This window comes from Lentzea sp. CA-135723 (genome assembly GCF_050936595.1).
Taxonomy (GTDB): domain Bacteria; phylum Actinomycetota; class Actinomycetes; order Mycobacteriales; family Pseudonocardiaceae; genus Lentzea.
Genome location: NZ_JBNJMK010000001.1, coordinates 5674369 through 5699631, shown reverse-complemented (window position 1 = coordinate 5699631; position 25263 = coordinate 5674369). Strand labels below are relative to the sequence as shown.

The following is a 25263-nucleotide window of genomic DNA, read 5'->3' as shown; positions in this document are numbered from 1 at the left end:
CGGCCACTAAGCACGGCTGCGCGGCCGCAGCGCTGCTTTCGTCGCCGGTTCCGCCGCACGTGCCGCTGGCCTGGCTCGCCCGCGTGACCGCCGTGCTCGCGCCGCCCGCCCCGCGCCACGCCGCAACCCCGCTGCCCCTCTCTCCGCCGGTTCCGCCTCACTCGCCGGCCACTCGGCACGGCTGCGCGGCTGCGGCGCTGCTTTCGTCGCACGTGCCGCTGGCCCGGCCCGCTCGCGTGACCACCGTGCTCGCGCCTGAGCCGCCTCACGCGCCGCCTGCCTCGCACCGCCCCGCAACCCCGGCGCCCTCTCCGCCGGTTCCGCCCCGCCCGCCGGCCTCCCAGCACGGCGGCGCGGCTGCGGCGCTGCTTTTGCCGCCGGTTCCGCCGCACGTGCCGCTGGCCCGGCCCGCCCGCGTGACCGCCGTGCTCGCGCCGCCCGCCCCGCGCCACGCCGCAACCCCGGCACCCCTCTCACCACCGGTTCCGCCCCACCCGCCCGCCTCCCAGCGCGGCTGCGCGGCCGCCTCTCACCACCCCGCAACCCCGGCGCCTCTCTCTCCGCCGGTTCCGCCCCACTCGCCGGCCTCCCAGCGCGGCTGCGCGGCCGCCTCTCACCACCTCGCAACCCCAGTGCCCCTCTCAACACCGAGGCCGCACCACCCCGCCCGCGTCCCTTCCCGCCCCTCGCACCACCCCGCCCGCGTCCCTTCCCGCCCCTCCCCCCACACCCCGGAGGTGGTGGCGTGAAGGACGAGTGGTCCAAGACCGTCCAGGACCTCCTCATCGGCACCACCCGCGGCGGCGGCGACCCGGCCGCTCTGCTGGCCGACTGCGCCGCCCTGGGCGTGGCCGCGTTCGGCGCCACGCTGCCCCAGGAGGCCGCAGCCGAGCCGGTGCCCCTCGCCCCACCCGAACCCGCCGCCCGCCCCCGCCCGGCCGCCAGAGCGGTCCTGGAGGCGATCATGAGCCTGGACGACGAGGTGCTGCTGACGGAGTGGTGCGCGCTCGCCAAGGCCAACGACGTCGTGGCCGAGCACCGCATGCTGCCGTCCCTGCTCGCCATCGGCACGGCCCGGCCAGGTCTGCGCGCCGCCGTGGTCGAGGTCCTCGGCACGCGCGGCCGTTGGCTCGCGTCCACCCGGCCCGGCTGGTCGTGGGCGAGCGGTGCCGCGCCGCTGGTGGACGAGGTGCCGCTGGAGGAGATCCTCGACCTGCCCAGCGCCCAGCGCGTGCGGGCGTTGCGCCGCAAGCGCAAGGCCGACCCGGTGCGGGTGGGGGAGTTCATCGCGCGGGAGTTCGCCGAGTCGCGGCGTTCTGCCGACCGGCAGGTGCTGATCAGCGCCCTTGAGACCGGCCTGAACACGCAGGACGAGAAGCTTCTCGAAGTCGCGCTCGACGACAAGTCGGCTGCCGTTCACGACGAGGCGTTGAGGCTGCTGCGCAGGCTGAAGCCCACCCGCCTGCAGGCCCGCGCGGCCCACCGCCTGCGGCACGGTCTGCGCCTCACCGCGGAGGGCCTCGACATCCGGCCCGACGAGCTGTGGACCGTCCAGGCCGAAGACCCCGAACTGCGCGACCTCATGCGGGACGGGTCGGAGAAGGGCGTGGCCGGGCGCATCCGGGCCGCCGCCGCGAGCGTGCCGCCGTCGTACTGGACCTCGACCCTCAAGGCCGACGACGAGAAGGCCGCGAACATCCTGCGGAAGGGTCCGTGGGCCGGGCCGTTGCTCAGAGGTGTCGCCGACCAGCTGGCCGCCGCCAAGGACCCGCGGCCGTGGGCGGTGGCCGCCGCCGAGACGCTGACCGGCATGGAACAGCTCGAGATGCTGGCCGCGCTGCCCGCCAAGGTCGCCGAGCAGGCGGTGGTGGCCGTGTCGAAGAACTGGCACTACGACCTGCTCGACCACGCGTGCGCGCAGCTGCCGGCGCCGTGGTCGGCGGAGACGACCCGTGCGTTGATGCACCGCTACGCCGCCCTGCCCGACCCCCGGTGGCGTGCGGGGAGGCCGCCCGCCGTGCTGCTGGCGCGGGGTGACGCCGACCTGCTCGGCGCCAACTGGGAGGCTCTGACCCGTCGCTGGCCGGAGAACTCGCTGGAGCTCGAGGTGCTCCGGCTCCGCATCCGCCTGCGTGAATCGTTCGCTCCACCGTCCCAGGAGGCCCAGTGACCGCCGTGCTCAGGCCGACGGCCGAACAGCAGTACGCCGCCGAGCTGGAGGCCGTCGCCGCCCAGGACGACCGGCAGCGGCCGCCCAACTGGCGGCTCTCGCCCCAGGCCGTGGTCACCTACGTGCTGGGCGGCACGCTGCCGGACGGCACGGTGATCACGCCGAAGTACGTGGGCGCGCGCAGGCTGGTGGAGGTCGCGGTCGGCACCCTGGTGACGGACCGCGCGCTGCTCCTCGTCGGTGTGCCGGGCACGGCCAAGTCGTGGCTGTCCGAGCACCTGGCGGCGGCGATCAGCGGCGACTCGACGCTGGTCGTCCAGGGCACCGCCGGCACGAGCGAGGACCAGGTCCGCTACGGCTGGAACTACGCCCGCCTGATCGCCGAGGGCCCGAGCGAGGCCGCGCTGGTGCCGAGCCCGGTGCTGCGCGGCATGCAGAGCGGCGCGATCGTGCGGGTCGAGGAACTGACCCGCATGCCGTCCGAGGTGCAGGACTCGTTCATCACGGTGCTGAGCGAGAAGTCGCTGCCGGTGCCGGAGCTGAACACGCAGGTCCAGGCCGTGCCGGGGTTCACCGTGATCGCCACGGCCAACGACCGCGACCGGGGCGTCAACCAGATGTCGTCGGCGCTCGCGCGGCGTTTCAACACCGTCGTGCTGCCGCCGCCCGCGACCGAGGACGCCGAGGTCGAGATCGTCATCACCCGCGCCCAGCAGCTCGGCAAGGCGCTCCAGCTGCCCGCCGAACCGCCCGCGCTCGACGAGGTGCGCCGGGTCGTGCGGATCTTCCGCGAGCTGCGCAACGGCTCCACCGTGGACGGTCGCACGCAGCTGAAGAAGCCGAGCGGCAGCCTGTCCACGGCGGAGGCGATCTCGGTCATCGCGAACGGCATGGCGCTCGCCGGCCACTTCGGCGACGGCACCCTGGGCGCCGACGAGCTCGCCAGCGGCCTGATCGGCTCGGTGATCAAGGACCGGGTGTCGGACGCGACGGTCTGGCAGGAGTACCTGGAGACGGTGCTGAAGGAGCGCTCCGAGTGGCGCGACCTCTACCGCGCCTGCCTGGACGCCAGCGGTGACTGAGGCGGACTCCGGCCCGGTCCTGCTCGGCATCCGGCACCACGGCCCCGGCTCTGCCCGCATGGTCACGCGGGCGCTGGAGCAGACCCGCCCGTCGCTGATCCTGATCGAGGGCCCGCCGGAGGCCGACGCGCTCCTGGAGCACGTGCACGCCCTCACCCCGCCCGTCGCGATCCTGCTGCACGACGAGACCGAGCCGGAGAATGCGGCGTTCTGGCCGTTCGCCGAGTTCTCGCCGGAGTGGCAGGCCCTGCGCTACGCGGCCGACAACGACGTTCCGGCGCGTTTCTTCGACCTGCCGGCCGCGGCGTCGATCGGCGACGACGGCCCGAGCGGGAACGTGGACCCGATCGGCCTGCTGGCCGAGGCCGCGGGCTTCGACGACCCGGAACGCTGGTGGGAGGACGTCGTCGAGCACAGCGCGTCCGATCCGCTCGACCTGGCCGGCGCCATCGCCGAGGCCATGGTCGCCGTGCGCGCGGAGTTCGAACACGAGGTCGGCGAACGCACCCTGCGCCGCGAAGCCTTCATGCGCCAGACGATCCGCAAGTCCCGCAAGGAGACCGACGGCCCCATCGCCGTCGTCTGCGGCGCCTGGCACGTCCCGGCCCTGCTCACCAAGCCGACGATCGCCTCCGACACCGCCCTGCTGAAGGGCCTGCGCCGCCGCAAGATCTCCGGCACCTGGGTCCCATGGAGCCACGGCCAGCTGGCCGCCGCCTCCGGCTACGGCGCCGGCATCGACTCGCCCGGCTGGTACGCCCACCTCTGGCAGCACCAGCAGGACGTCGTCCCGCGCTGGTTCGCCAAGGCCGCCGCCGTGCTGCGCGAAGAAGACCTCCCGGCCTCCACGGCGAGCGCCGTCGAAGCAGTCCGCCTGGCGGAAACCCTTGCGGCTCTGAGGGAACGCCCCTCGGCAGGCTTGAGCGAGGTCAACGAGGCAGCCCTCGCCGTCCTCTGCGGCGGCGAGGAGATCCACCTCCAGCTCGTCCACCGCAAGCTGGTCGTCGGCGAACGCCTCGGCGAGGTCGGCGACGCGGTCCCGCGCTCCCCGCTGGCCGCAGACCTCCAACGCCTGCAACGAAAACTCCGCCTCCCCGCGGACGTCCAGCCCAAGCAGCTCAAGCTGGACCTCCGCAAGGACACCGACCGGGAACGCTCCAAACTCCTGCAACGCCTGGACGTCCTGGGCGTCCCGTGGGGCAAACCGGACCGGTCGAACTCCCTCGGCACCTTCGCCGAGGTCTGGCAGCTCCGCTGGGACCCGATCTTCGCCGTCTCCGTCGCCGTGGCGGCCCGCCACGGCACGACGGTCCACACGGCAGCCGAGAACGTCCTGACCCAGTCCGCGAAGGACGCGCAGCGAGTGGCCGACGCGGCCGCCACCCTCACGAAGTCGGTCGGCTGCGAACTCCCCGCCGCGGTGGCCGAGTCCCGCAGGGCCCTCGACCGCTGCGCGGCCCTCGCCACCGACGCCCTCGAACTCCTGGCCGCCCTCCCGGACCTGGCCAGAACAGTCCGCTACGGCTCGGTCCGGGGCACCGACCCGGAGCTCCTCCGCGTGGCCCTGCACGGCCTGCTGACCCGAGGCGCCGTAGGCCTGCCCATCGCCTGCCGCAACGTCGACGACGAAACGGCGGAACACGCCCTCCAGATCGTCGACGGCGCCCACGAGGCAACGCGCCTGGCGGCCGACGAGGACCACCAGAAGACCTGGTGGCGAGCCCTGCACGCCCTCGTCAAAGCCGAAGCCCACGGCCTCCCGACCGGCAGGGCAACGCGCCTCCTCTGGGAAGCGGGCGAACTCACCAGCGACGAGGTGGCCACCCGCCTGCACCGCAACGTGGCCACCGCGTTCGTGGCGGGCTTCCTCCGCGGCTCAGCCACCCTGCTGGCCGCCGACCCACGTCTCTTCGGCCTGATCGACGAGTGGCTCAGCGGCCTGCGAGGCGACGCCTTCGACGACGCTCTGCCGTTGCTCCGCCGAGCCATCACCGACTTCACCCCGGCCGAACGCCGTCTGCTGGGCGAACGAGTGGTGGCGGGCGAGACCCCGCAACCGACGTCCGACGACGAGTGGGACCTCGCCATCGCCGAACGCCTCGCCGCCCACGTCCGCGGCCTGATGGCGGGAGTTTCGCGCCCCTCGGATGCGCCGATCCCAGAGGCGTGACCGCACCAGGAGAAACCGCCGGCTCGGCCGAGGACCGCACCCCTGACGAGCGCACCTCTGACGAGCGCACCCTCACCGCGCCCGACGAGGAGCGCCTCGAGGAGTCGCAGCACCTCATCGACGAGGCCAAGAAGATCGCCCACGACCTGCGCGAAGAGGTCCCGGACACCGCACCGGAGCCGCCGCGCGAAGAAGGTTCCCCGGCGAACTAGAGCGACCAGGGCGGCGTGATGGTCTGCCCGTCCGCCAGCGTGCCCTGGATGCCCACCGACGTGGCCACCAGCACCCGCGCCGGCCCGCCCGTCAACGCCAGCTCCGTGTTCGGCGGCACCACGATCGCGTCCCCGGCCGCAGCCGTCCGCCCCTGGATCGTCACCGACCCGGACAGCACGTAGAACACCTCTTCCTTCGACACCCGATGCGGCGTCCCATCGCCACCCTCCGGCACGTCGACCGTCCACAACGCGATCTCCGAACTTCCGCGCGACGGCACGGCCAAAGACCTGAACTCGAACCCGCCGAACTTGTGGAGCTCAGCGGAATCCCCCGTGATCAGCACGGCAACAACCTCCAAAGTGGTCAACCAAGTTGTCCAACCTTAGAATAAGGTCAACCAGGTTGTCTACCCAAAAGGGGAAGCCCAGTGGAACCGGTGCCGATGCTGCTGGCGATGACGTACCGCGCCCTCGGCGACCAGTTCCACGACCGCCTGGCCCAGATCGGCCTCGAACCCCTGAGGCCGGCTCACGGCTACGTCTTCCGGTTCCTCACGCAGAAGCGAGCCACGACCGTCGACATCGGACACCACCTCGGCGTCACCAAGCAGGCCGCCGCGAAGATCGTCAGCGAGCTGGACGAGTGGGGCTACGTGCTCAGGGAACCGCACCCCACCGACAAGCGCGCCCAGTACGTCACCCTGACCACCAAGGGCCGCGACTACCTGAAGCTCGCCGACAACCTGTGGTCGGACCTGGAGGCCGAGATGGCCGCCGAGATCGGCGAGGACACCCTCGCCACCATCAAGCAGGGCCTCGCCGCGTACCTCCAGCACGTCCACGGCGAGGACCAGCCAGGGCTGCGACCGGTGTGGTGACTCAGAAGACCTGCGTCAGCGCGATCACGCCGAACACCGCGAAGACCACGCCCGCGACCCGCTGGATCCAGTGCGTCGGCAACCGCCCGGCGAGCTTGCGGCCGACCAGCACGGCCAGGCCGGCCACCGCGACCAGCGCCAGCCAAGCTCCTAGGCCCACCGCGATGGGCTCGCCGTAGCGGGCGGTGATGCCGGCGGTGGCGAGCTGCGAGGCGTCGCCCCACTCGGCCGCGAACAGCACGCCGAACGAGGTCAGGGCCGCCCGCCAGAACGGCACGGCGGTGCGCACGCCCGCCTCGTCCTCGGAGTCCTCCTCCTTCGAGAAGCCCTCCCTCAAAAGCAAGAACGCGCCCGCGAGGAACAGCAGCGCCACGACGCCCGCCACGAGGCGGTCAGGCAGCAGGGTGATGGCGGTGCCGAAGGCGGCGCCCACGACGGTCTGCACGGCGAAGGCGGCGATCACGCCGACGAACACCGGCCAGCCGCGGTAGCGCGTCGTCAGGACCAGGGTGGCGACCATGGTCTTGTCGGGCAGCTCGACGAGGAACACCACCGCGAAGGCGGTGATGAACGCGAGCAATGAAGTGGCCACGAGGTCCTCCACGTCCGAATACGAGCCCGGACGGAGGCGCATCAGACCCCGACCAGGCATGACACAGCCTGGCCGGAGGTCTCGTTCGCCCGCGAAAGCGGGTGTGGGACCGGATCTGCTCGAAGGCGGATCAGTATGTCGATCACCACGCCACCGGCCGAGAACTCCGGTGGGAACTACTCCCCTCTGGCGCACACATCGTAACCGACGCATGTCACCCACATGGCGTGACTTCGCGCACGGGACCTTGGTCCCGAGAGGGAACGGGACCGTCGTACCTGATGAGGCCCATGATCCACATTTACGCTCGGAAACGTGGACGTACTCGAACTCGCACGGTGGCAGTTCGGCATCACCACCGTCTACCACTTCCTCATGGTGCCGCTGACGATCGGTCTCTCGATCCTGGTCGCCGGTATGCAGACGGCTTGGGTGCGCACGGGCAACGAGCGCTACTACAAGATGACGAAGTTCTGGGGGAAGCTCCTCCTGATCAACTTCGCCATGGGTGTCGTGACGGGCATCGTGCAGGAGTTCCAGTTCGGCATGGCCTGGAGCGCCTACTCGCGGTTCGTCGGTGACGTCTTCGGCGCTCCGCTCGCGATGGAGGGGATCGTCGCCTTCTTCGTCGAGTCGACCTTCCTCGGCCTGTGGATCTTCGGCTGGGACCGGCTGCCCAAGAAGGTCCACCTCGCGTGCGCCTGGGCGTTCAGCCTCGCCACGGTGGCCAGCGCCTACTTCATCCTCGCCGCCAACTCGTGGATGCAGCACCCGGTGGGCATCGAGATGCACGACGGACGGCCGCGGCTCACCTCGATCTGGGCCGTGCTGACCAACAACACGGTGCTCGCCGCCTTCCCGCACACCATCGCGGGCGCGTTCGCGGTGGTCGGCGCGTTCCTCGTGGGCATCGCCGGCTGGCACCTCTGGCGCAAGTCCGAAGAGGAGCGGGTCTGGCGCAGCTCGCTCAAGCTCGGCACGTGGGTCGGCGTGGTCGCGTTCGCGGCGCTCAGCATCAGCGGTGACCTCCAGGGCAAGCTGATGTTCGAGCAGCAGCCGATGAAGATGGCCGCCGCGGAAGCCTTGTGCCACACCGAACAACCGGCGAGCTTCAGCGTCTTCGCGGTCGGCGACGTCACCAGGCCCGACTGCGAGAACGTCAAGAGCATCACGGTCCCCGCACTGCTGAGCTTCTTGGCGCACAACGACTTCAGCAGCGAGGTCAAGGGCATCCAAGATCTCGTGCCGATGTACCAGGAGAAGTACGGCGAGTTCTACCCCGTCGACGAACGCCTGGGTGAGCTCAGCGGCAAGCCGATCGACTACGTGCCCGCGCTGCCCGTGACGTACTGGGGCTTCCGCCTCATGATCGGGTTCGGCGGCATCTCGGCCGGCCTCGGGGTGTTCATGCTCTGGTTGACCCGGAAGAACCGGACGCCCACCGGCTGGTGGTTCCCGGTACTCGGCCTCGCCGGCATCGCGACTCCCTTCCTGGCCAACAGCTTCGGCTGGATCTTCACGGAGATGGGGCGCCAGCCGTTCGTGGTCGTCCCGAACCCGACGGGCGTCGACGGGGTGTGGATGTTCACCGCGCAGGCGGTCAGCCAGGTCTCGCCCGCCGAGATCCTGACCTCGCTCATCGCGCTCACCACGGTCTACACGGTGCTCGCGGTCGTGGAGTTCTACCTGATCCGCAAGTACGTCAGGGGCGGGATACCCGGCGTGCTGCCGCAGAAGACCGACGACGGCGCCCTGGCGTTCGCGTACTAGGGGAGAGGCGACGTGGAAACGCTCTGGTTCGTCATCATCGCCGTGCTGTGGCTCGGCTACCTGTTCCTCGAAGGTTTCGACTTCGGCGTGGGCATGCTGCTGCCGGTTCTCGGGCGCAGCAACGAAGAACGCCGAGTCATGATCAACACCATCGGGCCGGTCTGGGACGGCAACGAGGTGTGGCTCATCGTCGCGATCGGTGCCACGTTCGCGGCCTTCCCCGGCTGGTATGCGGCGCTGCTCAGCGCCGCGTACCTGCCACTAACGCTGTTCCTCATCGCGTTGATCGGCCGCGGGGTCGCGTTCGACTACCGCGGCAAGGTCGACAACCCGCGCTGGCGCAAGGCGTGGGACTGCACGATCGTGGTCGGTTCGTGGATCGCCACGCTCTGCGTCGGCCTGCTGATCTCGACGACGGTGCTGGGCCTGCCGATCGATGCCAACGGGGACCGCGTCGGCTCGCCGTTCGAGGCCATCCGGCTCGAGACAGTTGTTGGCGCGCTTGCCTTCGCGGGCTACGCGCTGGTGCACGGCGCGGTGTTCACGGCGCTCAAGACCGAGGGCGAGATCCGCGAACGGGCCCGCCGCGTCGCGTTGATGATGGCGCCGGTCGTGCTGCTGCCGCTGGTCGCGTTGCTCGCGATCGTCGCCGGGCTGTGGACGGCCGTGGTCGTGGCGATCCTGGGCCTCGCGATGTGGCGGCTCGCGGCGGACCGCGACGGGCAGTCGTTCGCGTTGATGGGCCTCGCGATCGCGGCCACCGTCGTGCTGCTGTTCGGCTCGCTCTACCCGAACGTCCTGCCGTCGACGCTCAACGACGCGTGGTCGCTCACGGTCGCGAACACCGCGTCGAGCCCGTACACGCTGCAGGTGATCACGTGGGTCGCCGGCTTCGGCACGCCTGCCGTGCTCGTTTACCAGGGCTGGACCTACTGGGTGTTCCGCAAGCGCATCGGCGTTCAGCACATTCCGGCAGGACACTGATGAAGCGAGGCCCGCTGGGGGCTCTGCCCCAGCTCTCCCGGAACGCCAGGCGCGCCCTCGTCGGGGTGGGCGCGCTGGCGTTCCTCAACGCCCTCGCGCTCGTGGCCCAGGCCGTCGCGCTCGCGTCGGTGATCACCACACGCGAAGGACTGCCCCTTCTGGCCGTGGCGATCCTTGCGCGCGCAGGCCTGTCATGGGCCACCGAGTCAGCTGCCGCTCGTGCCGCCGCCGGTGCCAAGGAGGAGCTGCGGACCCAGCTGCTCGCCAAGTCGTTCGAACGCGGCCCCGGCTGGATCGCCGACCGCGGCACGGCCGAGCTGTCGGTGCTCGCGACCAAGGGCCTCGACGCGCTCGACGTCTACTTCACCCGCTACCTCCCCGCGCTGGTCACGGCCGTGGTCGTGCCGCCGCTGGCCGGGGCGTGGATCCTCTTCACGGACTGGCCGTCGGCCGTCCTGATCGCGTTGACCGTGCCGCTGATCCCGGTCTTCGCCGCGTTGATCGGCTGGTACACGGAGAAGCGCGTCAAGAAGGCCGCCGACGTCACCGAGCTGCTGTCCGCGCAGCTCCTCGAACTGCTCCGCGCGCTGCCGGTGCTGACGGTCTTCGGCCGCGCCAAGCAGCAGGCGGGTGCCGTCCGGCAGATCGGTGAGCAGCACCGCAAGGCCACGATGGGCACGCTCCGGATCGCGTTCCTGTCGGCCCTGGTGCTGGAGATCGCGGCTTCGTTGTCGGTCGCGCTGATCGCCGTCGGCATCGGCATCCGGCTGGTGCACGGCGACATGACGCTGATGACCGCGCTGGTCGTGCTGATCCTGGCGCCCGAGTGCTACCTGCCGTTGCGCGCGGCCGGTGCGGCGCACCACGCCAGCGAGGACGGCCTCGAAGCGGTCCGGCGCGTGGCCGAGGTCGTGGAGCACGAGGGTTCGGCCCGGCCGCGGCTGCCCGGTGGCTCGGTGCACGTCGACAACCTGCGCGTGCTGCGGCGCGACGGGTTCGCCCCGGACGGCGTCAGCTTCGACGTCCGGCAGGGCGAGATCCACCGGCTCGAAGGCGCGAGCGGCAAGGGCAAGTCGACGACGTTCCAGGTGCTCCTGGGCTTCCTCGAACCCACGGACGGCACGGCGTTCGTCGCGGGCGACATCGCGTACGTGCCGCAGAAGCCCGCGTTCGCCGCCGCCACGCCGCGTGCCGAGCTGGAGCTCGCGGTGCCGGGCGCCGAGGACGTCGAGCAGGTCGCGGACGAGGTCGCGGCCGCTCATCTGCTCGACCGCCGGATCACCGACCTCTCGACCGGCGAACGTCAACGCGTCGCCGTAGCGCGCGCTCTGCTGAGGGTGCGGCACGGCGCGACGGTGCTGCTCCTCGACGAACCGACCGCGCACCTCGACCCGGTGACAAGTCGCAAAGTCGACAAAGCGATCAGGAGAGCAAGCGACACGGCGGCGGTCATCCTCGCCTCGCACCGCGAGAAGGAGGCGGCAGAGGACGAGACGTTCGCACGGGTCGTCACCGAGGAGACCACGCCGGAACGGCCGAAGCGCCTGCCCGTGCCGTGGAAGGGCGCCGGCCTGGGCGTGCTCGCGGCGATGGCGGGCATCGCGCTGACCGCGCTGGCCGCCCACCTGATCGCCCGCGCCGCCGAGATGCCGCCGATCCTGACGCTGTCCGTGCTGGTCGTGGGCGTGCGGACGTTCGCGCTGAGCAAGGGCGTGTTGCGGTACATCGAGCGGTTGGTCACGCACGACGAGACGTTCCGGCTCGCGAACAACCTGCGTGCCGAGCTGTGGTTGCGGCTCGTGCGCACCCAACGGCGTGATGGCCTGCAACGGCTCGTGGACGACACGGACACCGTTCGCGACCTGATCCCGCGCGTCCTCGTGCCACCGATCGTCGCCATCGGTGCCGGTATCGCGACGACGATCCTGTTCGCGTTCATCGACCTCAAGTCCGCGCTGGTGCTGGGTGCGCTGCTGCTCGCGGCAGGCATCGCCGCCCCGGCCGTCGCCGTCTGGACCGAACGCCGGGCCAGCACGAAGCTCGCCAGAGGCCGTCGGCAGATCGCCACGGACACGATCAACGCGTTGACCGCCGCACCGGACCTGATCGCGCACGACGCTCACCACCGCCTGCTGGCCCGCCTGCACGCCGACGACGTCGACCTCGCCGCGCAGACCCGCAGGCAAGCGTTTGGCACCGGCGCGGCCACGGCGATCGTCCTGCTCGCGACCGGGGCGGCGGCGCTGGTCTGCGCGCTGACCGGCAACCCGGTGCTCGGGCTCGTCCCGCTGGCTCTGGCCGAACCGCTGGCCGCGCTGCCGCTGGCCGCACAGCAGCGCAGGGCGTTGCGGGAGGCTTCGGCCCGGCTCCGGTTCGACGCGCCCGAACGGCCGGAGCCCGCGCGGGGCAAGCGCATCCGGCTGGAGAACGTCGACGTCCGCTGGCCAGGCGCGACCGAGCCGACGTTGCGCGACCTGCACCTCAACGTCGAACCCGGCGCGCATGTGGCGATCGTCGGGCCGTCGGGCAGCGGCAAGTCGACGCTGTTCGCGCTGCTCCTGGGCTTCCTGCCGCCGGAACGCGGGATCGTCGAGCTGCCGCGCGCCACCTGGTGCCCGCAGGAACCGATGCTGGTCAGCACGACCGTGCGGGAGAACCTGCGGATGTCGGGTCAGCACGACGACGAGGCGTTGCGGAAAGCTCTCAGCGACGCGTGCCTGCCGGACTGGGCCGACCGGCTCGACACCGTGATCAGGCCGGACCAGGTCTCGGGCGGCGAGGCGCAGCGGCTGGCGCTCGCGCGGGCGTTGCTGCACGACGCCGACGTGGTGCTGCTCGACGAGCCCACCGCGCACCTGGACGAGCCCACCGCGCGCCGGCTGCTGGAACGGCTGCGGCACGACGGCAGGACGGTCCTGCACATCACGCACCGCCCGGACGAGGCGGCGAGGGCGGACCTGGTGCTGGACCTCGGCACGCCCGCATACCGTTGAGAGCCATGGACCCCTCTCTGGCGCGGCGCGTGCTCGTCGCGTCCACCGAGATCACGTCGGCGGCGCTGGAAGACCCGGAGAACGTGCTGCGGCTCGTGGTGGAGGCGGCCGCGGAGATCGCGGACGCCGACCTCGGCCTCGCCATGCTCGCCACGGACGAGGACGACGGCACGCTGACCGTCGAGGCGTCGTCCGGCGAACCTGTCGTGGCCACGCTGAGCCCGCGCAGCGCTGCTGCGAAGGCCGCACGCACGGGCGTGCCGGTGATGGCGGACGACGTCACGAGCGACCCGCGCACCGCGCCGTACGTGCCGCACGCGTTGCGGACGTACGGGCCGTTCGCCGTGGCGCCGTTCGGCACGTCGGACCGCAAGATCGGCGCCCTGGCGGTTTATCGACGTAGGGACAAGGCACCGTTCACACAGGAGACGGTGGACGTGCTGTCGGCGTTCGCGGCCCAGGCAGGCCTCGCCGTGGTGCTGGCCGAGGGCTTCACGGCACGGCAGCGCGTCGCGGTCTACGAGGAGCGCGAACGGATCGCCCGCGACCTGCACGACGTGATCATCCAACGGCTCTACGGCGCCGGCGTGCAGCTCAGCCTGCTGGAACGGCGCCTCGGCAAGAAGCTCGACCACACCGACCGGGCCCGGATCAACGAGGCCGTCGACCTGGTGGACGAGACGATCGCCGAGGTCCGCGGCACCGTGCGCAAGCTGCGCAACACCGACCCCGCCGAGGGCGCCGACCTGCTCGACTCGATCAAGGCCGAGGTCCGCACAGCCGGTGAGCTGCTCGGGTTCGCGCCACGCCTGCACGTGGCGGGCGACCTGGCGAACGTGCCGCAGCGCCACGCCGACGACGCGCGCGCTGCGTTGCGTGAGGCGTTGTCGAACGTCGTGCGGCACTCAGGCGCCACGAACCTCCAGATCGACGTACGGCGCGATGAGAAGCATCTGCTGCTGCGCGTCGCCGACAACGGATGCGGCATCCCGTCCGGCGTGACTCAGCGCGGATTGCGGCACCTCGCCGAACGGGCGAAGTCCGCGAGTGGCGATTTCCGCGTCGTGAGTTCGCCGAACGGGACGACGCTCACCTGGTCCGTCCCCGTTTAGCCACCCATGCGGCGGCTTGCGTCCGCCGTTCCATGCCGAGTTTGGACAGAACCGACGTCACGTAGTTCTTCACCGTCTTCTCGGCGAGGAACAGACGTTCACCGATTTGGCGGTTCGTGAGGCCCTCACCGATGAGTTCCAACACGCGCTGTTCCTGGTCGGTGAGTCCGATCGGGGCTGGATTGCGCATCCGTTCGAGTACTCGGCTTGTGGTCGCGGGGTCCAGAAGGGACCGTCCAGCCGCGACCTCGCGCACGGCCGTGACGACGTCCTGACCCCTGACCTGTTTGAGCAGATATCCCGAGGCCCCAGCCATGATCGCGCCGACGAGCGCCTCTTCGTCGTCGAACGCCGTCAGCACGAGACACCGGATGCCGAGGTCCCGCAGCGTCCGGCAGAGGTCGACACCACTGCCGTCCGGCAGCTGCACGTCGACGACCGCCACGTCAGGCGGGGTCTTTTGAGCCCGTGTCACCGCCTCGTCGACGGATCCGGCCTCGGCAATGACCGAGATGTCCGCCTCGTCGTCCAACATCTCGCGCAGTCCTCTGCGCACCACTTCGTGATCGTCAACCAACAAAACGCGCACTGGCACGAATCCACCGTACGTCGAATGGCTGTTCCTGACAGTGACTCGGATTGGCACAGTTCTTGTCATGGCAGAAGGCTCGGTAAGGCCGATCGAGGAAGCGGATCGCATAGTTGTCGCGCGATTGGTCCTGGAGCTGTGGGGCGCGCACACCTCGGTGGCGCACGGCGAGGTGTTCTTCCCCGCGAGTCTGCCGGGCTTCCTCGTGGAGAAGCAGGGTCACGTGCTGGGTCTGCTGACCTACGCGGTGGCGAACCACCAGCTGGAGATCGTCACGATCGACGCGCTCCGGCGGGGCCGCGGCGTCGGCACCGCGCTGGTCGACGCCGCGGTCCGTCAAGCACGCACGCTCGGATGCAACCGGGTGCGGCTGACGACCACCAACGACAACCTGGACGCGATCCGCTTCTACCAGCGGCGCGGGTTCAAGCTCACGGCGCTGAGACCGGACGCGGTCCGCGAGGCGCGCAAGCTCAAGCCGGAGATACCGGCTGTGGGTGACTTCGGCATCCCCATCACGGACGAGGTCGACCTCGAACGATGGGTCGCGCCACGCCAGTAGTCCACAAGCATCCACAGCTCTGTCCACAGGGTTGTGCACAAGTCCTGTGGACAGCTCTAGACGTCGACAGCTCTAGACGTCGACAGCTCTAGACGTGCAGGGGGTTGAACGCCTCGTCCCACGCGGCGGCGACCTGGTGCGCGCACGTGGACGGTGCGACGCCGCCGACCCCGGTGCCGAGGCCCGGCATCGCGATCGTCCGCACGGCGTCGCGCACCGGCGTGCCGTCCTCCAGGCGTCCGGTGAGCCAGAGCATCAGCACGGCGCGCGCGGCGAGGTACGGGTGGACGGTGTCGACCGGCAGCCGTTCGCCCGGCCGGCGCATGGTCGGGGCGCTGATGAGCCACGCGGGTTCCGTCTCGCCCGTCGCCACGATCTGCGCCTCGCCCACCGGGAGCTCGCCGCCGTGCAGCGCGAGGACCGCGCTGCGGACGTTGTTCTCCACCATGGGGAACGCCGTGGCGTAGACGGCGTCGATGCCGCCGCGCATCCAGCCCTGCGAGTTGGCGGGGCTCACGATGGCCTGCGCGTGGATGTCCAGCACGGACCCGCGATGCACCCGCACCCCGGTGCGTCCGTCCGCGACGGCGAGCCAGGCGTTCGCCATCGGTTCGTCGACCGCGCACAACACGAGTTCTGGCGCTAGAGCGGGCACGCCCCAAGCATTCCAGTTCGAACGGTCCTGACGGAACCCAGGTTTGGTGCCTGACACAGGCGTGATTCGCGACTCGTAGGCCGCACTACGCTGACTCGGTGCCTCGCATTGCGTACTTCGGACCACAGGGGACCTTCACCGAGCAGGCCGCCATGCGGTTCGAGGGTGAGCTCGTCCCCGTCGAGACCATCCCGCTGGCGTTCGCCGCACTGCGTTCCGGCGAGACCGACTTCGCGTGCGTGCCGATCGAGAACTCGGTCGAGGGCGCCGTCCCCGCCACCCTGGACGCCCTCGTGCGCGACTCGGCCGTCGTCGCCGTGGCCGAGACCGTCCTCGACGTCCGCTTCAGCGTCCTGGTCCGTCCGGGCACCACGTCGATCGGCACCGTCGCCTCGCACCCGCACGCCCTGGCCCAGGTCCGCGAGTGGATCGCCCGCGAGCTGCCGTCGGCGACCTCGATCGCCACCTCCTCCACCGCGGCGGCAGCGGCGGCCGTCGAGCGCGGTGAGTTCGACGCGGCGGTTTCGGCACCCGTCGCCGTTCAGCACTACAAGCTCGACGAGTACGCCACCGACGTCCTGGACGTGCCCGACGCCCGCACCCGCTTCCTGCTGCTGCGCCGGCCGGGCGCACTGCCTGAGCCGACCGGCGCAGACCGCACGAGCGTCGTCGTGACCACCCCGAACCGCGTGGGCGTCCTGTCCGAGCTGCTCACCGAGCTGGCGCTGCGTGGCATCAATCTCACCGGCCTCGAATCCCGCCCGCAGAAGGGCAAACTGGGGACGTACCGCTTCTACATCGACGTCGAGGGGCACATCGCAGAGCCGAGGATCGGTGACGCGCTGGCCGCGCTGCACCGACACTCGCGCGAGATCCGGTTCCTCGGGTCCTTCCCGAAGGCCGACCACGAGCCCGTCGAGGCTCACAACGCCGAGTTCGCCGCAGCCGCCTCCTGGGTCGATGCTGTCAGAAAGGGCGAGCGCGGGTGAGGTTGCTGCTGGTCAGGCACGGTGAGACGGCGTCGAACATCGAACGCAGGCTGGACACGGCCATGCCAGGCCCACCCCTCACCGAGCTGGGTCAGAAACAGGCCCGCGAACTGGCGGACACCCTCGCCTCCGAGTCGCTGGTCGCCGTCTACGCGAGCATCGGCCTGCGAGCCCAGCAGACCGCGGCGCCGACCGCCGAGCGCTTCGGCCTGCCCGTGCAGGTGCTGGAGGGCATCGAGGAGATCCAGGTCGGCGCGCTGGAGGGCCGCAACGACCCCGAGGCGTACCGGACCTACCTCGAGACCGTGATCCAGTGGGCAGAGGGAGCGCTGGACGTCCCGTTCCCCGGTGGCGGCGAGACCGGGCAGCAGGTGCTGGACAGGTTCCTCGGCGCCATCGCGTCGATCCGGGCCGAGGGCACCGTCATGGTCGTGACGCACGGCGGTGCCGGCCGCATGGGCGCGCTGGCGCTGGCGTCGAACGTGCCGGTGGAGCTGGCGGAGAACCTGCTGCCGAACACCGGGGTCGTGGTGCTGGAGAGTGAGGGCGACACGTGGGTGTGCCGCTCGTGGGCGGGCGTGCCCGTCTAGCCCTCACCCGCGCGGGGGAGGTCCGAAATCGCATGGCGGTCCCGATGGGCTGACGGCGATCATGCGCTCCATGACTCCGAAGGACGTGAACGACCACCGGGCCGTCGAGACCGCCGAGGACTTCGTCGCCTTCCTGAACCTGCTGGTCGAGGACTACCAGCGCGACGTCCGGGAAGCGAAGCCGTACGGCGGGGGCGAGTGGGCGACCTGGGACCTCGGCTCGTTCCTCGACGCGTGGTCCGCCTGGCTGACGGCGATGGCGATCGAGGGGCGGCCGCACTTCCCGAAGGAACAGCTCGAGCCTTCGTGGAAGAGCTTCGCCCTGCAGCTCGCCGTCGCCCGCCGCTACGAGTGAGCTAGCCCCAGCCGAGTTCGTGCAGCTTCGCGTCGTCCACCCCGAAGTGGTGGGCGACCTCGTGCAGCACGGTCACCACGACCTCCTCCACCACGTCCTCCTCCGTCTGGCAGATGTCGAGGATCGCGTCGCGGTAGATGAAGATGTGGTCGGGCAGCGTCCCGCCGTAGTCCGAGTTGCGCTCGGTCAGCGCGATGCCCTGGTAGAGCCCCAGCAGCGAGGGCTCCTGGTCGTTGCGGTCCTCGACGAGCACCACCACGTTGTTCATGGCGTGCATGAAGTCCTCGGGGAGCAGGTCCAGCGCTTCCTCGACCAGCTCCTCGAAGCGGGCCCGGGTCATCTCGACGGTCATCTGTTCTCTGTGCTCGACGGGGGTGCGTTGGACGAGGGCTTGTCGGGCTTGCCGGAGTCGGAGGGCTTGCCGGACTCGGACGACGGGGGCTGGCCGCTCTCGGAGTGCAGCGGGGCGCCGGTCGGCTCGTCCTGGGCCTTGACCGAGGTGGTCTGCGGCGGGTTCGCGGTGGTCAGCGGTGCGCCGTTGGGGTTGCGGACGGTGCCTTCCCAGGCGACGAGGTTGTTGCCCTGGGGCGGGGCGCCGATCTTGCAGTTGGCCTTGCGGGAGCCGACGGCCCAGCTCTCCTCGGCGCGCGTGTCCCAGGTGACCAGCAGGTTCCTGGCCTTCAGGTCGGCGCCGCCGGTGTACTCGGCCGCGATGGCCGCGCACTTCTCGGACATGATCGGGTCCTGGGCCTCCGGCGTGACGAACGGGCCTTCTGGATGCTGGACGACGCCGACGATCTCGAACGCGTGCGGCTTCGCGCACTCGATGGGGTCGCCGACCGTGTTGTTCTCGCCCAGCGCCACGCAGACGCCGGGGTCGTAGACGTTCGACTGGTCCTGGGTCTTCGCGCTGCCGTAGGACGGCAGGGCGGCGCCGGACGGGGCCGTGACCTGGACACCGCACCTGAGCTGCCGGTAGCCGCTCTTCCAGCGGGTCTCGTCCGGGTTCAGGGTGCTGACGCCGTACTTGCCCTTCGGGTCGAGCTTGCCCGCCATGTACGTCGTGGAGGCCTGCGCACAGTTGTCCTGCGCGACCTTCTCCCAGGCCTCGGCGTTCGGGAACGGCGCTTCCTTCGGGTACGCGGCCGTGATGTCGGCCGTGCCGGTCACCTCGAACTTGTGCGCGGCGGCGCAGTCGACCTTCTGCGCGTCCGACAGGTCCGGTTTCTCCCAGTTGAGGCATTCGCCCGTGACGGCCTCGTAGGCCGCGTTGACCAGCGCGCGTTTCGTGGTGAGCGGGCCTCCTGCCAGCACAGACGTGAACGCGGACAACATCAACAGACCGAACGCGCCCACGAAAGCGCCGACCATCACAAGCCGCGTGTCGCGGATGTGACCAGATCGACTCAACCAACCGGCGCTCGGAGACATCTCATCCATGATGCCCGTGCCGTGTGAGACCGGTGTGCGCCGGGTTGGGTCGAGTGTTGCTATTAGGACACTCGTCACTCAATTGGGCGTGTTGGCGCAGTCTCACTAGGTACCTTGCCCGCGGGAGTGGTGATGACTGACAACAACCTGCCAGGACCTGGCCAGCCGACGCCCGAGCAGGGGCCGCCGTCGGGACAGCCCGGCCAGCCTCAACAGCCGCAGACGCCGCCGCCGTACCAGCCGGCACCGGCGCCGAACCAGCCTGCCCAGAACCAGCAGGCACCGAACCAGGGCCCGCCTGCCAAGGGCCGGATGCGCCAGCAGCAGGCCGGCGTGACCAAGCCGCGTCAGGCGACGGTCGCGGAGCAACGCGCCCGCGCCGCCGCCCAGAAGGCGCAGCAGGAGCGGTTCGCCGCGGAGTCCGCCGCCTTCGAGAAGAAGCGCAAGAAGCGCAAGCGCCTGCTCATCGGCGGTGGCGTCACCGTCGGCGTGGTCGCGCTGGTCGCGATCTGGTACGCGGCCGCCAGCCCGAAGAACGTCACCGCGCAGTGCACCGACTCGAACAACGTGATCGTCGACGACGACTACTGCGACGAGTCGTACTACCGCAGTCACGGCGGGTACACGAGCGGCGGCTTCATCTACATCGGCGGCTCGTCCTACCGGTACAACTACGGCGGCACGGGCTCGGTCGGCCAGAAGGCGGTCGGCGGCAGCTACACGATCCCGAAGGGCGCGAACGTCGCCACGAAGTCGGGCACGTCGGTCCAGCGCGGCGGCTTCGGCATCAGCAGCGGATCGTCGAGCAGCGGAGGCTGAGCACACTTGCGCAGGGAAGCTTCACATCCGCGGCCTGACTGGCAGCGGACGGTCTCCGACCAGGGCCTGGTGTTCGGCCTGCCCGCGAAGTACGCGAACGGCGCCGACCGTCCTTACTGGGACGAGTCGGTGCACTACGTGTTCGAGATGAGCGAGATCCTCTCGCTCGAAGCCGACGTCGAGCTGCTCCACTCCATGTGCCTCGACGCGGTGGACAACGTCGTGCTCACCGAGCGGTACCGCGACTTCGGCATCCCCGAGTGGGTGTGGCCGCACATCGCCGAGTCGTGGCGGCGCCGCGACCCGCACCTCTACGGCCGCTTCGACCTGCGCTACGACGGCTCTGGCCCGGCGAAGATGCTGGAGTACAACGCGGACACCCCCACGTCGTTGCTGGAGGCCGCCTACATCCAGTGGTACTGGAAGGAAGAGGTCTTCCCGGACGACGACCAGTGGAACTCGCTGCACGAGCGCCTGGTCGAACGCTGGACGGAGATCGGGGCGAAGCTGCCCTCCGGCGAGCTGCACTTCAGCTGGTCGGGTGCCGACCCGTCCGGTGAGGACCACCTGACGACCGCGTGCCTGCAGGAGACCGCGGCCGAGGCGGGGCTCAACACCGTGGGCATCGCGATCGAGGACATCGGCTGGGACTCGCTGCTCAACCGGTTCGTCGACCTCGAAGAGGCCCCGATGGGCACGCTCTTCAAGCTCTACCCGTGGGAGTGGGTGGTCGAGGAGCAGTTCGGCCGCCACGCCGTGGAGTCGCTGCCCAGCACGCTGTTCATCGAGCCGCTGTGGAAGATGCTGCTCTCCAACAAGGCGCTGCTCGCGATCCTGTGGGAGATGTACCCAGGCCACCCCAACCTGCTCCCCGCGTACCTCAACGACCCCGGCATGCTCACCGAGTACGTGCGCAAGCCGCTGCTCGGCCGCGAGGGGTCGAACATCCAGATCGTCGCACCGGGCTACGAGACGCAGACCGGTGGCGTGTACGGCAAAGAAGGCTTCGTGTACCAGCTGTTCGATCCGCTTCCGGAGTTCGACGGCTACCGCCCCGCGTTGGGTGCCTGGGTCGTCGGCGACACGTCGGCAGGCCTCGGCATCCGGGAAACGGTCGGTCTGGTGACCGACGACGGCGCGGCGTTCGTGCCGCATCGAATTGTTGAGTAAGACTCCGAAAGGGAACGGGAAATGGACTACACGCTCGCGTTGGACCCCGGCTTCGGCTCGGCCATCGGCCGGGGCATCGGCGCGATCGCGCTGTACGCCGTCGTCGGTCTGGTCCTCATGGTGTTCGGCTTCTACGCGATCGACTGGACGACGCCGGGCAAGCTGTCGCTCCTGGTCCGCAACGGTGCCCCGAACGCCGTGATCGTCACCGCCTCCGGTCTCGTCTCGATGGCGTTCATCGTCGTCGTCGCGATGCTCAACGCCGTCGGCAAGCTCGACGAGGGCCTGCTCACCGCGTTGATCTACGGCATCGTCGGCATCATCGTGCAGGTGGCGGCCGTGCGGTTGCTGGAGTGGGTGACCAAGCTGGACATCGGCTCGATCATCGAGTCGGACGAGTTCGCCCCGGCCTCCGTCGTCGTCGCGGCTGCCCACGTCGCCCTCGGCCTCGTGGTGGCGTTCGCCATCTACTAGGCCACGCGCCTTCGGAAGGACCCGGTGCTCACGGAGCGCCGGGTCCTTCGTTCGTTGAACAGCGCGAACCGGATATCCGGATGAAGCCCACAACGGGCGGGGACTACCCTTCGCAGGGTGATTGACCTCAAGGTGTTGCGCGAGAACCCGGAGATCGTGCGCGCTTCGCAGCGTGCCCGTGGCGAGGACGAGGCCGTCGTGGACAGCCTGCTGTCCGCGGACGAGCGCCGGCGTTCCGCCATCTCCCGCGCCGACACCCTGCGCGCCGAGCAGAAGGTGCTCGGCAAGGAGGTCGGCAGGGCCAAGGGCGACGACCGCACCGCGTTGCTGGGCAAGGCGAAGGACCTGGCCGCGGAGGTCAAGGCCGCCGAGGCCGAGCAGCACGCCACCGCCGACGAGGTCAACGAGCTGCTGGCCAAGATCCCGAACCTGGTCCACCCGGACGCGCCCGTGGGCGGCGAGGACGACTTCGTGGTCGTCAAGACCGTGGGCACGCCGCGCGAGTTCGACTTCGAGCCGCAGGACCACCTCGACCTGGGCACCAAGCTCGGCGCCATCGACATGGAGCGGGGCGCGAAGGTCGGCGGCAGCCGCTTCTACTTCCTCAAGGGCGTGGGCGCGCAGCTCGAGCTCGCGCTGCTCAACATGGCGGCGGCGCAGGCCACGGCCAACGGGTTCGAGCTCATGATCACGCCGACCCTGGTCCGGCCCGAGATCATGGCGGGCACCGGCTTCCTGGGCGCGCACTCGAGCGAGATCTACCACCTGCCGAACGACGACCTGTACCTCGTGGGCACCTCGGAGGTGCCGCTCGCGGGCTACCACGCCGACGAGATCCTCGACGGCGAACGCCGGTACGCGGGCTGGTCGTCGTGCTACCGGCGCGAGGCCGGCTCGTACGGCAAGGACACCCGCGGCATCATCCGCGTCCACCAGTTCAACAAGGTGGAGATGTTCTCGTACGTGAAGCCCGAGGACGCCGAGGCGGAGCACGCCCGGCTGCTCGGCTGGGAAGAGGAGATGCTCGCCAAGATCGAGGTCCCGTACCGGGTCATCGACACGGCGACCGGTGACCTCGGCACGTCCGCGCACCGCAAGTTCGACTGCGAGGCGTGGGTCCCGACCCAGCAGAAGTACCGCGAGCTGACCTCGACGTCGAACTGCACGACGTTCCAGGCGCGCCGCCTCAACGTCCGCTACCGCGACGAGAACGGCAAGTCGCAGATCGCGGCCACGTTGAACGGCACCCTGGCGACGACGCGCTGGATCGTCGCGATCCTCGAGAACCACCAGCAGGCCGACGGCTCCGTCGTGGTGCCCGAGGCGATGCGGCCGTTCATGGGCGGCCTGGAAGTTCTGAAGTAAAACTTTTCCAAAACCTGTATTTCTGCGGACCTGACGGCGTCTTCATTGCAGAACACCACATGGGGGTGTGGTGTCCACAAGCAATGGGGGAGTCGTCATGTCCTTTGAAGCAGCTGTCGGCGAAGTCGACATCACGCCGGTCCACCCGCCCTACCCGAGTCTGTGGATGGGCGGGTACGGCTGGTCTCCGCGCGGCAACCACGGCGCGGTGGCGCGCCGGTTGCGGGCCCAGTGCCTCGTGCTCTGGGACGGCGGGACGCCGAAGGTCCTGCTGCGCGCGGACCTCGTCAGCATCCCGAGGGACGTCAACCAGCAGATCAGGACCACCCTCGTCAGCGAGGGGCTGGTCGCGGCCGAGGACCTGATGCTGCTGGCGAGCCACACGCACTCGGGGCCGTTGTTCGGGGACACCCGGCCGAGCCCGCAGGTGATGATGGGGCTCACCCAGGCCGACGTCGACGCGGTCAACGGCACCACGTCGATGATCACCGAGCTGATGGTCCAGCTGGTCAGGGACACGGTGGCCGAGCAGCGCACCGCCGTCACGCTCTCCTACGCGGAGGGGCAGGCCAAGATCGGCTACAACCGGGTCGCCGGCACCGGCGCCGTGCTGGACACCGTGCCTGTGCTGCGTCTGAAGAAGACCGGCGGCGCCCTGTTCGCGGTCGTCTTCGGGGCGGCGTGCCACCCGGTCTCGCGCGGCAACGACGACGTGTTCGACGGCGAGTTCCCCGAGGTCGCGGCCAAGCTGGTCGAGAACGCGCTGGGCGTGCCCGCGCTGTTCGTCCAGGGCGCGTGCGGTGACCAGGAGGCGAACGACCCGCACAGCCCGGCCACGACGGAGCAGCTCGGCACCGCGCTCGGCCAGGAGGTCCTCGACGTGCTGGCCGGTCCCGGCTTCAGCACCGTCACGGGCCCCGTCGCGACGGCGTTGACCGAGGTCAGCCTGCCGTTCCACACCGACACCACCGACCCGGCCGTGCGCGCGGCGGTGCTGCACAAGTACGAGATCCGCCGCCGGGTGCTGCCCAAGACGGACCCGAACCGCCGGCACGCCGACCTGATGGTGAAGTCGATCAACGCGGGCACCCTGCCCACGTCGATCCCGATGCCGATCCAGCGCTGGCGGTTCGGCGGGCTGAGCATCCTCGCCCTCGCCCACGAGCCGCTGTCGACCTACCACGTGCGGCTGCGCGCGGAGTTCGCCGGGAAGCTCTGGGTCATGGGGTACGCCAACGAGTGCGAGGGCTACGTCGCCGACAACGACACCCTGCGTTCGGGCGGCAACCTGCACTTCGGGTACGAGGCGGGGTGGAACAAGAGCGACCCCACCATCGCCGCCGAGGGCAGCTACTGCATCTCCTACGCGTGGCCCGGCCCGCTGAAGTTCAGCGACACGGCGGTCCCGGCCGCCGGCACCACTGAGCGCATCGTGATGGACGCGAGCCTGGGCCTGCTCAGCTCGTAGCCGGTCAGGCCCTGTCCTGCCCGTGAAGTAGAGTGGCCTACCGGCCCCGTCGGGTGGAAGTGCCCTGGTGACGTGGGTTACACCTCAATTCACGGGCAGGACAGGGAACAGTGGCGAACCGCATTCACGAGACCGCGATCATCGGCAAGGACGTCGAGATCGGCGACGACAACGTGATCGGGCCGTACACGGTCATCGCCGGGCCGGCCCGGATCGGTGACGGCAACTTCATCGGCCCGCACGTCAGCATCGGCGGGCCCGCCGAGTACCTGAGCGCCCCGCACCTCGCCGGCTGGGACGGCGAGAACGACGGCCCCGGCGTGGTGATCGGCGACCGCAACCGCATCCGCGAGTTCGTCACGATCAACCAGGGCGCCAAGGACGCGACCCGCCTCGGCAACGACAACTACGTGATGGGCCGCGCCCACATCGCGCACGACTGCGTCGTCGACAACAGCGTCGTGATCACGAGCGCCGTGCAGATCGCCGGCCACTGCCACGTGTGGAGCGGCTCCAACATCGGCCTGGGCACCGTGGTGCACCAGGGCACGCAGATCGGCCCCGGCGCGATGATCGGCCTCGGCTCGGCCATCCGCAAGGAGGTCGGTGCGTTCACCATCACCCTGGGCAACCCGGCCCGCACGACCGGCGTCAACGTCATCGGCCTGTCGCGCCGCGGCTGCGACGAGGCCACGGTCGCCGCTCTCACCGGTTTCCTCACCGGCAAGGAGGCGGAGCTCCCCGCCGGCCTGCCGGAGGAGCTCGCCGCGCTGCTCAAGGCGTGGACCGAGCGTTCGAACGAGCACTGAGACCCAGACCTCGAAGAGAGA

Annotated in this window: 25 protein-coding genes; 19 read left to right on the top strand and 6 right to left on the bottom strand. The window is 70.3% G+C overall.

Going from position 1 to position 25263, the window contains the following annotated elements; translation table 11 throughout:
- Window positions 1-745 precede the first annotated feature (745 nt).
- From ACQEU1_RS26160 to ACQEU1_RS26145, 4 genes are read left to right on the top strand one after another with little or no spacing between them, the layout of a single operon-like run.
- Window positions 746-2170 carry a DUF5691 domain-containing protein gene (locus tag ACQEU1_RS26160; protein ID WP_433206873.1) on the top strand — a complete coding sequence of 475 codons (1425 nt, stop codon included), beginning with the start codon at window positions 746-748 and terminating at the stop codon, window positions 2168-2170.
- On the top strand, window positions 2167-3252 hold the full coding sequence (locus tag ACQEU1_RS26155; protein ID WP_433206870.1) for an ATP-binding protein: 1086 nt from the start codon (window positions 2167-2169) through the stop codon (window positions 3250-3252). Before ACQEU1_RS26160 ends, ACQEU1_RS26155 begins: the two co-directional genes overlap by 4 nt.
- The gene (locus ACQEU1_RS26150) at window positions 3245-5422 is read left to right on the top strand and encodes a DUF5682 family protein (RefSeq protein WP_433206867.1); all 2178 of its coding nucleotides are present in this window, start codon (window positions 3245-3247) and stop codon (window positions 5420-5422) included. The genes ACQEU1_RS26155 and ACQEU1_RS26150 overlap by 8 nt, the downstream gene beginning before the upstream one ends.
- Entirely contained in the window at window positions 5419-5634 is a 216-nt protein-coding gene (locus ACQEU1_RS26145) for a hypothetical protein (protein WP_433206864.1), read from the top strand. The genes ACQEU1_RS26150 and ACQEU1_RS26145 overlap by 4 nt, the downstream gene beginning before the upstream one ends.
- Here the strand turns inward: ACQEU1_RS26145 and ACQEU1_RS26140 are convergent.
- Window positions 5631-6005 carry a cupin domain-containing protein gene (locus tag ACQEU1_RS26140; protein ID WP_433206861.1) on the bottom strand — a complete coding sequence of 125 codons (375 nt, stop codon included), beginning with the start codon at window positions 6003-6005 and terminating at the stop codon, window positions 5631-5633. The genes ACQEU1_RS26145 and ACQEU1_RS26140 overlap by 4 nt on opposite strands.
- Before the next feature lie 60 nt (window positions 6006-6065).
- Here ACQEU1_RS26140 and ACQEU1_RS26135 point away from each other — a divergent pair, with 60 nt between their 5' ends.
- Complete coding sequence (locus ACQEU1_RS26135) at window positions 6066-6515, top strand: MarR family winged helix-turn-helix transcriptional regulator (RefSeq protein ID WP_433206858.1); 450 nt, start codon at window positions 6066-6068, stop codon at window positions 6513-6515.
- A gap of 1 nt (window position 6516) precedes the next feature.
- Here the strand turns inward: ACQEU1_RS26135 and ACQEU1_RS26130 are convergent, their stop codons facing one another.
- Window positions 6517-7095 carry a TMEM165/GDT1 family protein gene (locus ACQEU1_RS26130; RefSeq protein WP_433211769.1) on the bottom strand — a complete coding sequence of 193 codons (579 nt, stop codon included), beginning with the start codon at window positions 7093-7095 and terminating at the stop codon, window positions 6517-6519.
- Window positions 7096-7422: 327 nt separating this feature from the next.
- Between ACQEU1_RS26130 and ACQEU1_RS26125 the strand changes: the two genes are divergently transcribed.
- From ACQEU1_RS26125 to ACQEU1_RS26110, 4 genes are read left to right on the top strand one after another with little or no spacing between them, the layout of a single operon-like run.
- Window positions 7423-8877, top strand: a complete 1455-nt coding sequence (locus ACQEU1_RS26125) for a cytochrome ubiquinol oxidase subunit I (RefSeq protein WP_433206855.1) — start codon at window positions 7423-7425, stop codon at window positions 8875-8877.
- Window positions 8878-8889: 12 nt separating this feature from the next.
- Window positions 8890-9861: a cytochrome d ubiquinol oxidase subunit II gene (gene cydB / locus ACQEU1_RS26120; protein ID WP_433206853.1), complete on the top strand. Its 972-nt coding sequence runs from the start codon at window positions 8890-8892 to the stop codon at window positions 9859-9861.
- Window positions 9861-12854, top strand: coding sequence for a thiol reductant ABC exporter subunit CydD (gene cydD, locus ACQEU1_RS26115; protein WP_433206850.1), 2994 nt, complete (start codon window positions 9861-9863; stop codon window positions 12852-12854). The genes cydB and cydD overlap by 1 nt, the downstream gene beginning before the upstream one ends.
- Window positions 12855-12859: 5 nt before the next feature.
- A complete protein-coding gene (locus ACQEU1_RS26110; protein ID WP_433206847.1) occupies window positions 12860-13966 on the top strand; it encodes a GAF domain-containing sensor histidine kinase in 1107 nt (368 codons plus the stop codon).
- On the opposite strand, the gene ACQEU1_RS26105 is transcribed toward ACQEU1_RS26110, so the two are convergent.
- Complete coding sequence (locus ACQEU1_RS26105) at window positions 13944-14561, bottom strand: response regulator (protein WP_433211766.1); 618 nt, start codon at window positions 14559-14561, stop codon at window positions 13944-13946. The two genes, ACQEU1_RS26110 and ACQEU1_RS26105, sit on opposite strands and share 23 nt — an antisense overlap.
- A 61-nt stretch (window positions 14562-14622) precedes the next feature.
- Here ACQEU1_RS26105 and ACQEU1_RS26100 point away from each other — a divergent pair, with 61 nt between their 5' ends.
- Window positions 14623-15117 carry a GNAT family N-acetyltransferase gene (locus tag ACQEU1_RS26100; protein ID WP_433206844.1) on the top strand — a complete coding sequence of 165 codons (495 nt, stop codon included), beginning with the start codon at window positions 14623-14625 and terminating at the stop codon, window positions 15115-15117.
- 88 nt (window positions 15118-15205) lie between these two features.
- Here ACQEU1_RS26100 and ACQEU1_RS26095 read toward each other — a convergent pair whose 3' ends face one another.
- Entirely contained in the window at window positions 15206-15838 is a 633-nt protein-coding gene (locus ACQEU1_RS26095; protein ID WP_433211763.1) for a macro domain-containing protein, read from the bottom strand.
- A 32-nt stretch (window positions 15839-15870) separates the two neighbouring features.
- On the opposite strand from ACQEU1_RS26095, the gene pheA reads away from it, so the two are divergent.
- The 3 genes from pheA (at window position 15871) to ACQEU1_RS26080 (ending at window position 17706) form a co-directional block, all read left to right on the top strand.
- Entirely contained in the window at window positions 15871-16761 is an 891-nt protein-coding gene (gene pheA, locus ACQEU1_RS26090; protein ID WP_433206841.1) for a prephenate dehydratase, read from the top strand.
- Window positions 16758-17351: a histidine phosphatase family protein gene (locus ACQEU1_RS26085; protein WP_433206838.1), complete on the top strand. Its 594-nt coding sequence runs from the start codon at window positions 16758-16760 to the stop codon at window positions 17349-17351. The genes pheA and ACQEU1_RS26085 overlap by 4 nt, the downstream gene beginning before the upstream one ends.
- A 70-nt stretch (window positions 17352-17421) precedes the next feature.
- Window positions 17422-17706: a DUF7660 family protein gene (locus ACQEU1_RS26080; protein ID WP_433206835.1), complete on the top strand. Its 285-nt coding sequence runs from the start codon at window positions 17422-17424 to the stop codon at window positions 17704-17706.
- 1 nt (window position 17707) lies between these two features.
- Here ACQEU1_RS26080 and ACQEU1_RS26075 read toward each other — a convergent pair whose 3' ends face one another.
- On the bottom strand, window positions 17708-18058 hold the full coding sequence (locus ACQEU1_RS26075; RefSeq protein WP_433206832.1) for a metallopeptidase family protein: 351 nt from the start codon (window positions 18056-18058) through the stop codon (window positions 17708-17710).
- Window positions 18055-19077, bottom strand: coding sequence for a septum formation family protein (locus ACQEU1_RS26070; protein ID WP_433206829.1), 1023 nt, complete (start codon window positions 19075-19077; stop codon window positions 18055-18057). Before ACQEU1_RS26070 ends, ACQEU1_RS26075 begins: the two co-directional genes overlap by 4 nt.
- A gap of 192 nt (window positions 19078-19269) precedes the next feature.
- Between ACQEU1_RS26070 and ACQEU1_RS26065 the strand changes: the two genes are divergently transcribed.
- The 6 genes from ACQEU1_RS26065 (at window position 19270) to ACQEU1_RS26040 (ending at window position 25242) form a co-directional block, all read left to right on the top strand.
- Window positions 19270-19956: a hypothetical protein gene (locus tag ACQEU1_RS26065; protein ID WP_433206826.1), complete on the top strand. Its 687-nt coding sequence runs from the start codon at window positions 19270-19272 to the stop codon at window positions 19954-19956.
- Between the two features lie 6 nt (window positions 19957-19962).
- Window positions 19963-21126: a glutathionylspermidine synthase family protein gene (locus ACQEU1_RS26060; protein WP_433206823.1), complete on the top strand. Its 1164-nt coding sequence runs from the start codon at window positions 19963-19965 to the stop codon at window positions 21124-21126.
- Window positions 21127-21147: 21 nt separating this feature from the next.
- Complete coding sequence (locus tag ACQEU1_RS26055; RefSeq protein ID WP_394614616.1) at window positions 21148-21600, top strand: DUF350 domain-containing protein; 453 nt, start codon at window positions 21148-21150, stop codon at window positions 21598-21600.
- Between the two features lie 117 nt (window positions 21601-21717).
- Window positions 21718-22965, top strand: coding sequence for a serine--tRNA ligase (gene serS, locus ACQEU1_RS26050; protein ID WP_433206820.1), 1248 nt, complete (start codon window positions 21718-21720; stop codon window positions 22963-22965).
- Window positions 22966-23062: 97 nt separating this feature from the next.
- Window positions 23063-24433, top strand: coding sequence for a hypothetical protein (locus ACQEU1_RS26045; RefSeq protein WP_433206817.1), 1371 nt, complete (start codon window positions 23063-23065; stop codon window positions 24431-24433).
- Between the two features lie 110 nt (window positions 24434-24543).
- Window positions 24544-25242 carry a UDP-N-acetylglucosamine acyltransferase gene (locus ACQEU1_RS26040; protein WP_433206814.1) on the top strand — a complete coding sequence of 233 codons (699 nt, stop codon included), beginning with the start codon at window positions 24544-24546 and terminating at the stop codon, window positions 25240-25242.
- Window positions 25243-25263: the final 21 nt, after the last annotated feature.

Excerpts from the sequence above, each read along its gene's own strand:
- cydD (WP_433206850.1), top strand. The coding sequence starts at position 9,861 with ATGAAGCGAGGCCCGCTGGGGGCTCTGCCCCAGCTCTCCCGGAACGCC.
- ACQEU1_RS26110 (WP_433206847.1), top strand. The coding sequence starts at position 12,860 with ATGGACCCCTCTCTGGCGCGGCGCGTGCTCGTCGCGTCCACCGAGATC.
- ACQEU1_RS26100 (WP_433206844.1), top strand. The coding sequence starts at position 14,623 with ATGGCAGAAGGCTCGGTAAGGCCGATCGAGGAAGCGGATCGCATAGTT.
- ACQEU1_RS26080 (WP_433206835.1), top strand. The coding sequence starts at position 17,422 with ATGACTCCGAAGGACGTGAACGACCACCGGGCCGTCGAGACCGCCGAG.
- ACQEU1_RS26075 (WP_433206832.1), bottom strand. The coding sequence starts at position 18,058 with ATGACCGTCGAGATGACCCGGGCCCGCTTCGAGGAGCTGGTCGAGGAA.
- ACQEU1_RS26070 (WP_433206829.1), bottom strand. The coding sequence starts at position 19,077 with ATGGTCGGCGCTTTCGTGGGCGCGTTCGGTCTGTTGATGTTGTCCGCG.
- ACQEU1_RS26065 (WP_433206826.1), top strand. The coding sequence starts at position 19,270 with ATGACTGACAACAACCTGCCAGGACCTGGCCAGCCGACGCCCGAGCAG.
- ACQEU1_RS26055 (WP_394614616.1), top strand. The coding sequence starts at position 21,148 with ATGGACTACACGCTCGCGTTGGACCCCGGCTTCGGCTCGGCCATCGGC.
- ACQEU1_RS26045 (WP_433206817.1), top strand. The coding sequence starts at position 23,063 with ATGTCCTTTGAAGCAGCTGTCGGCGAAGTCGACATCACGCCGGTCCAC.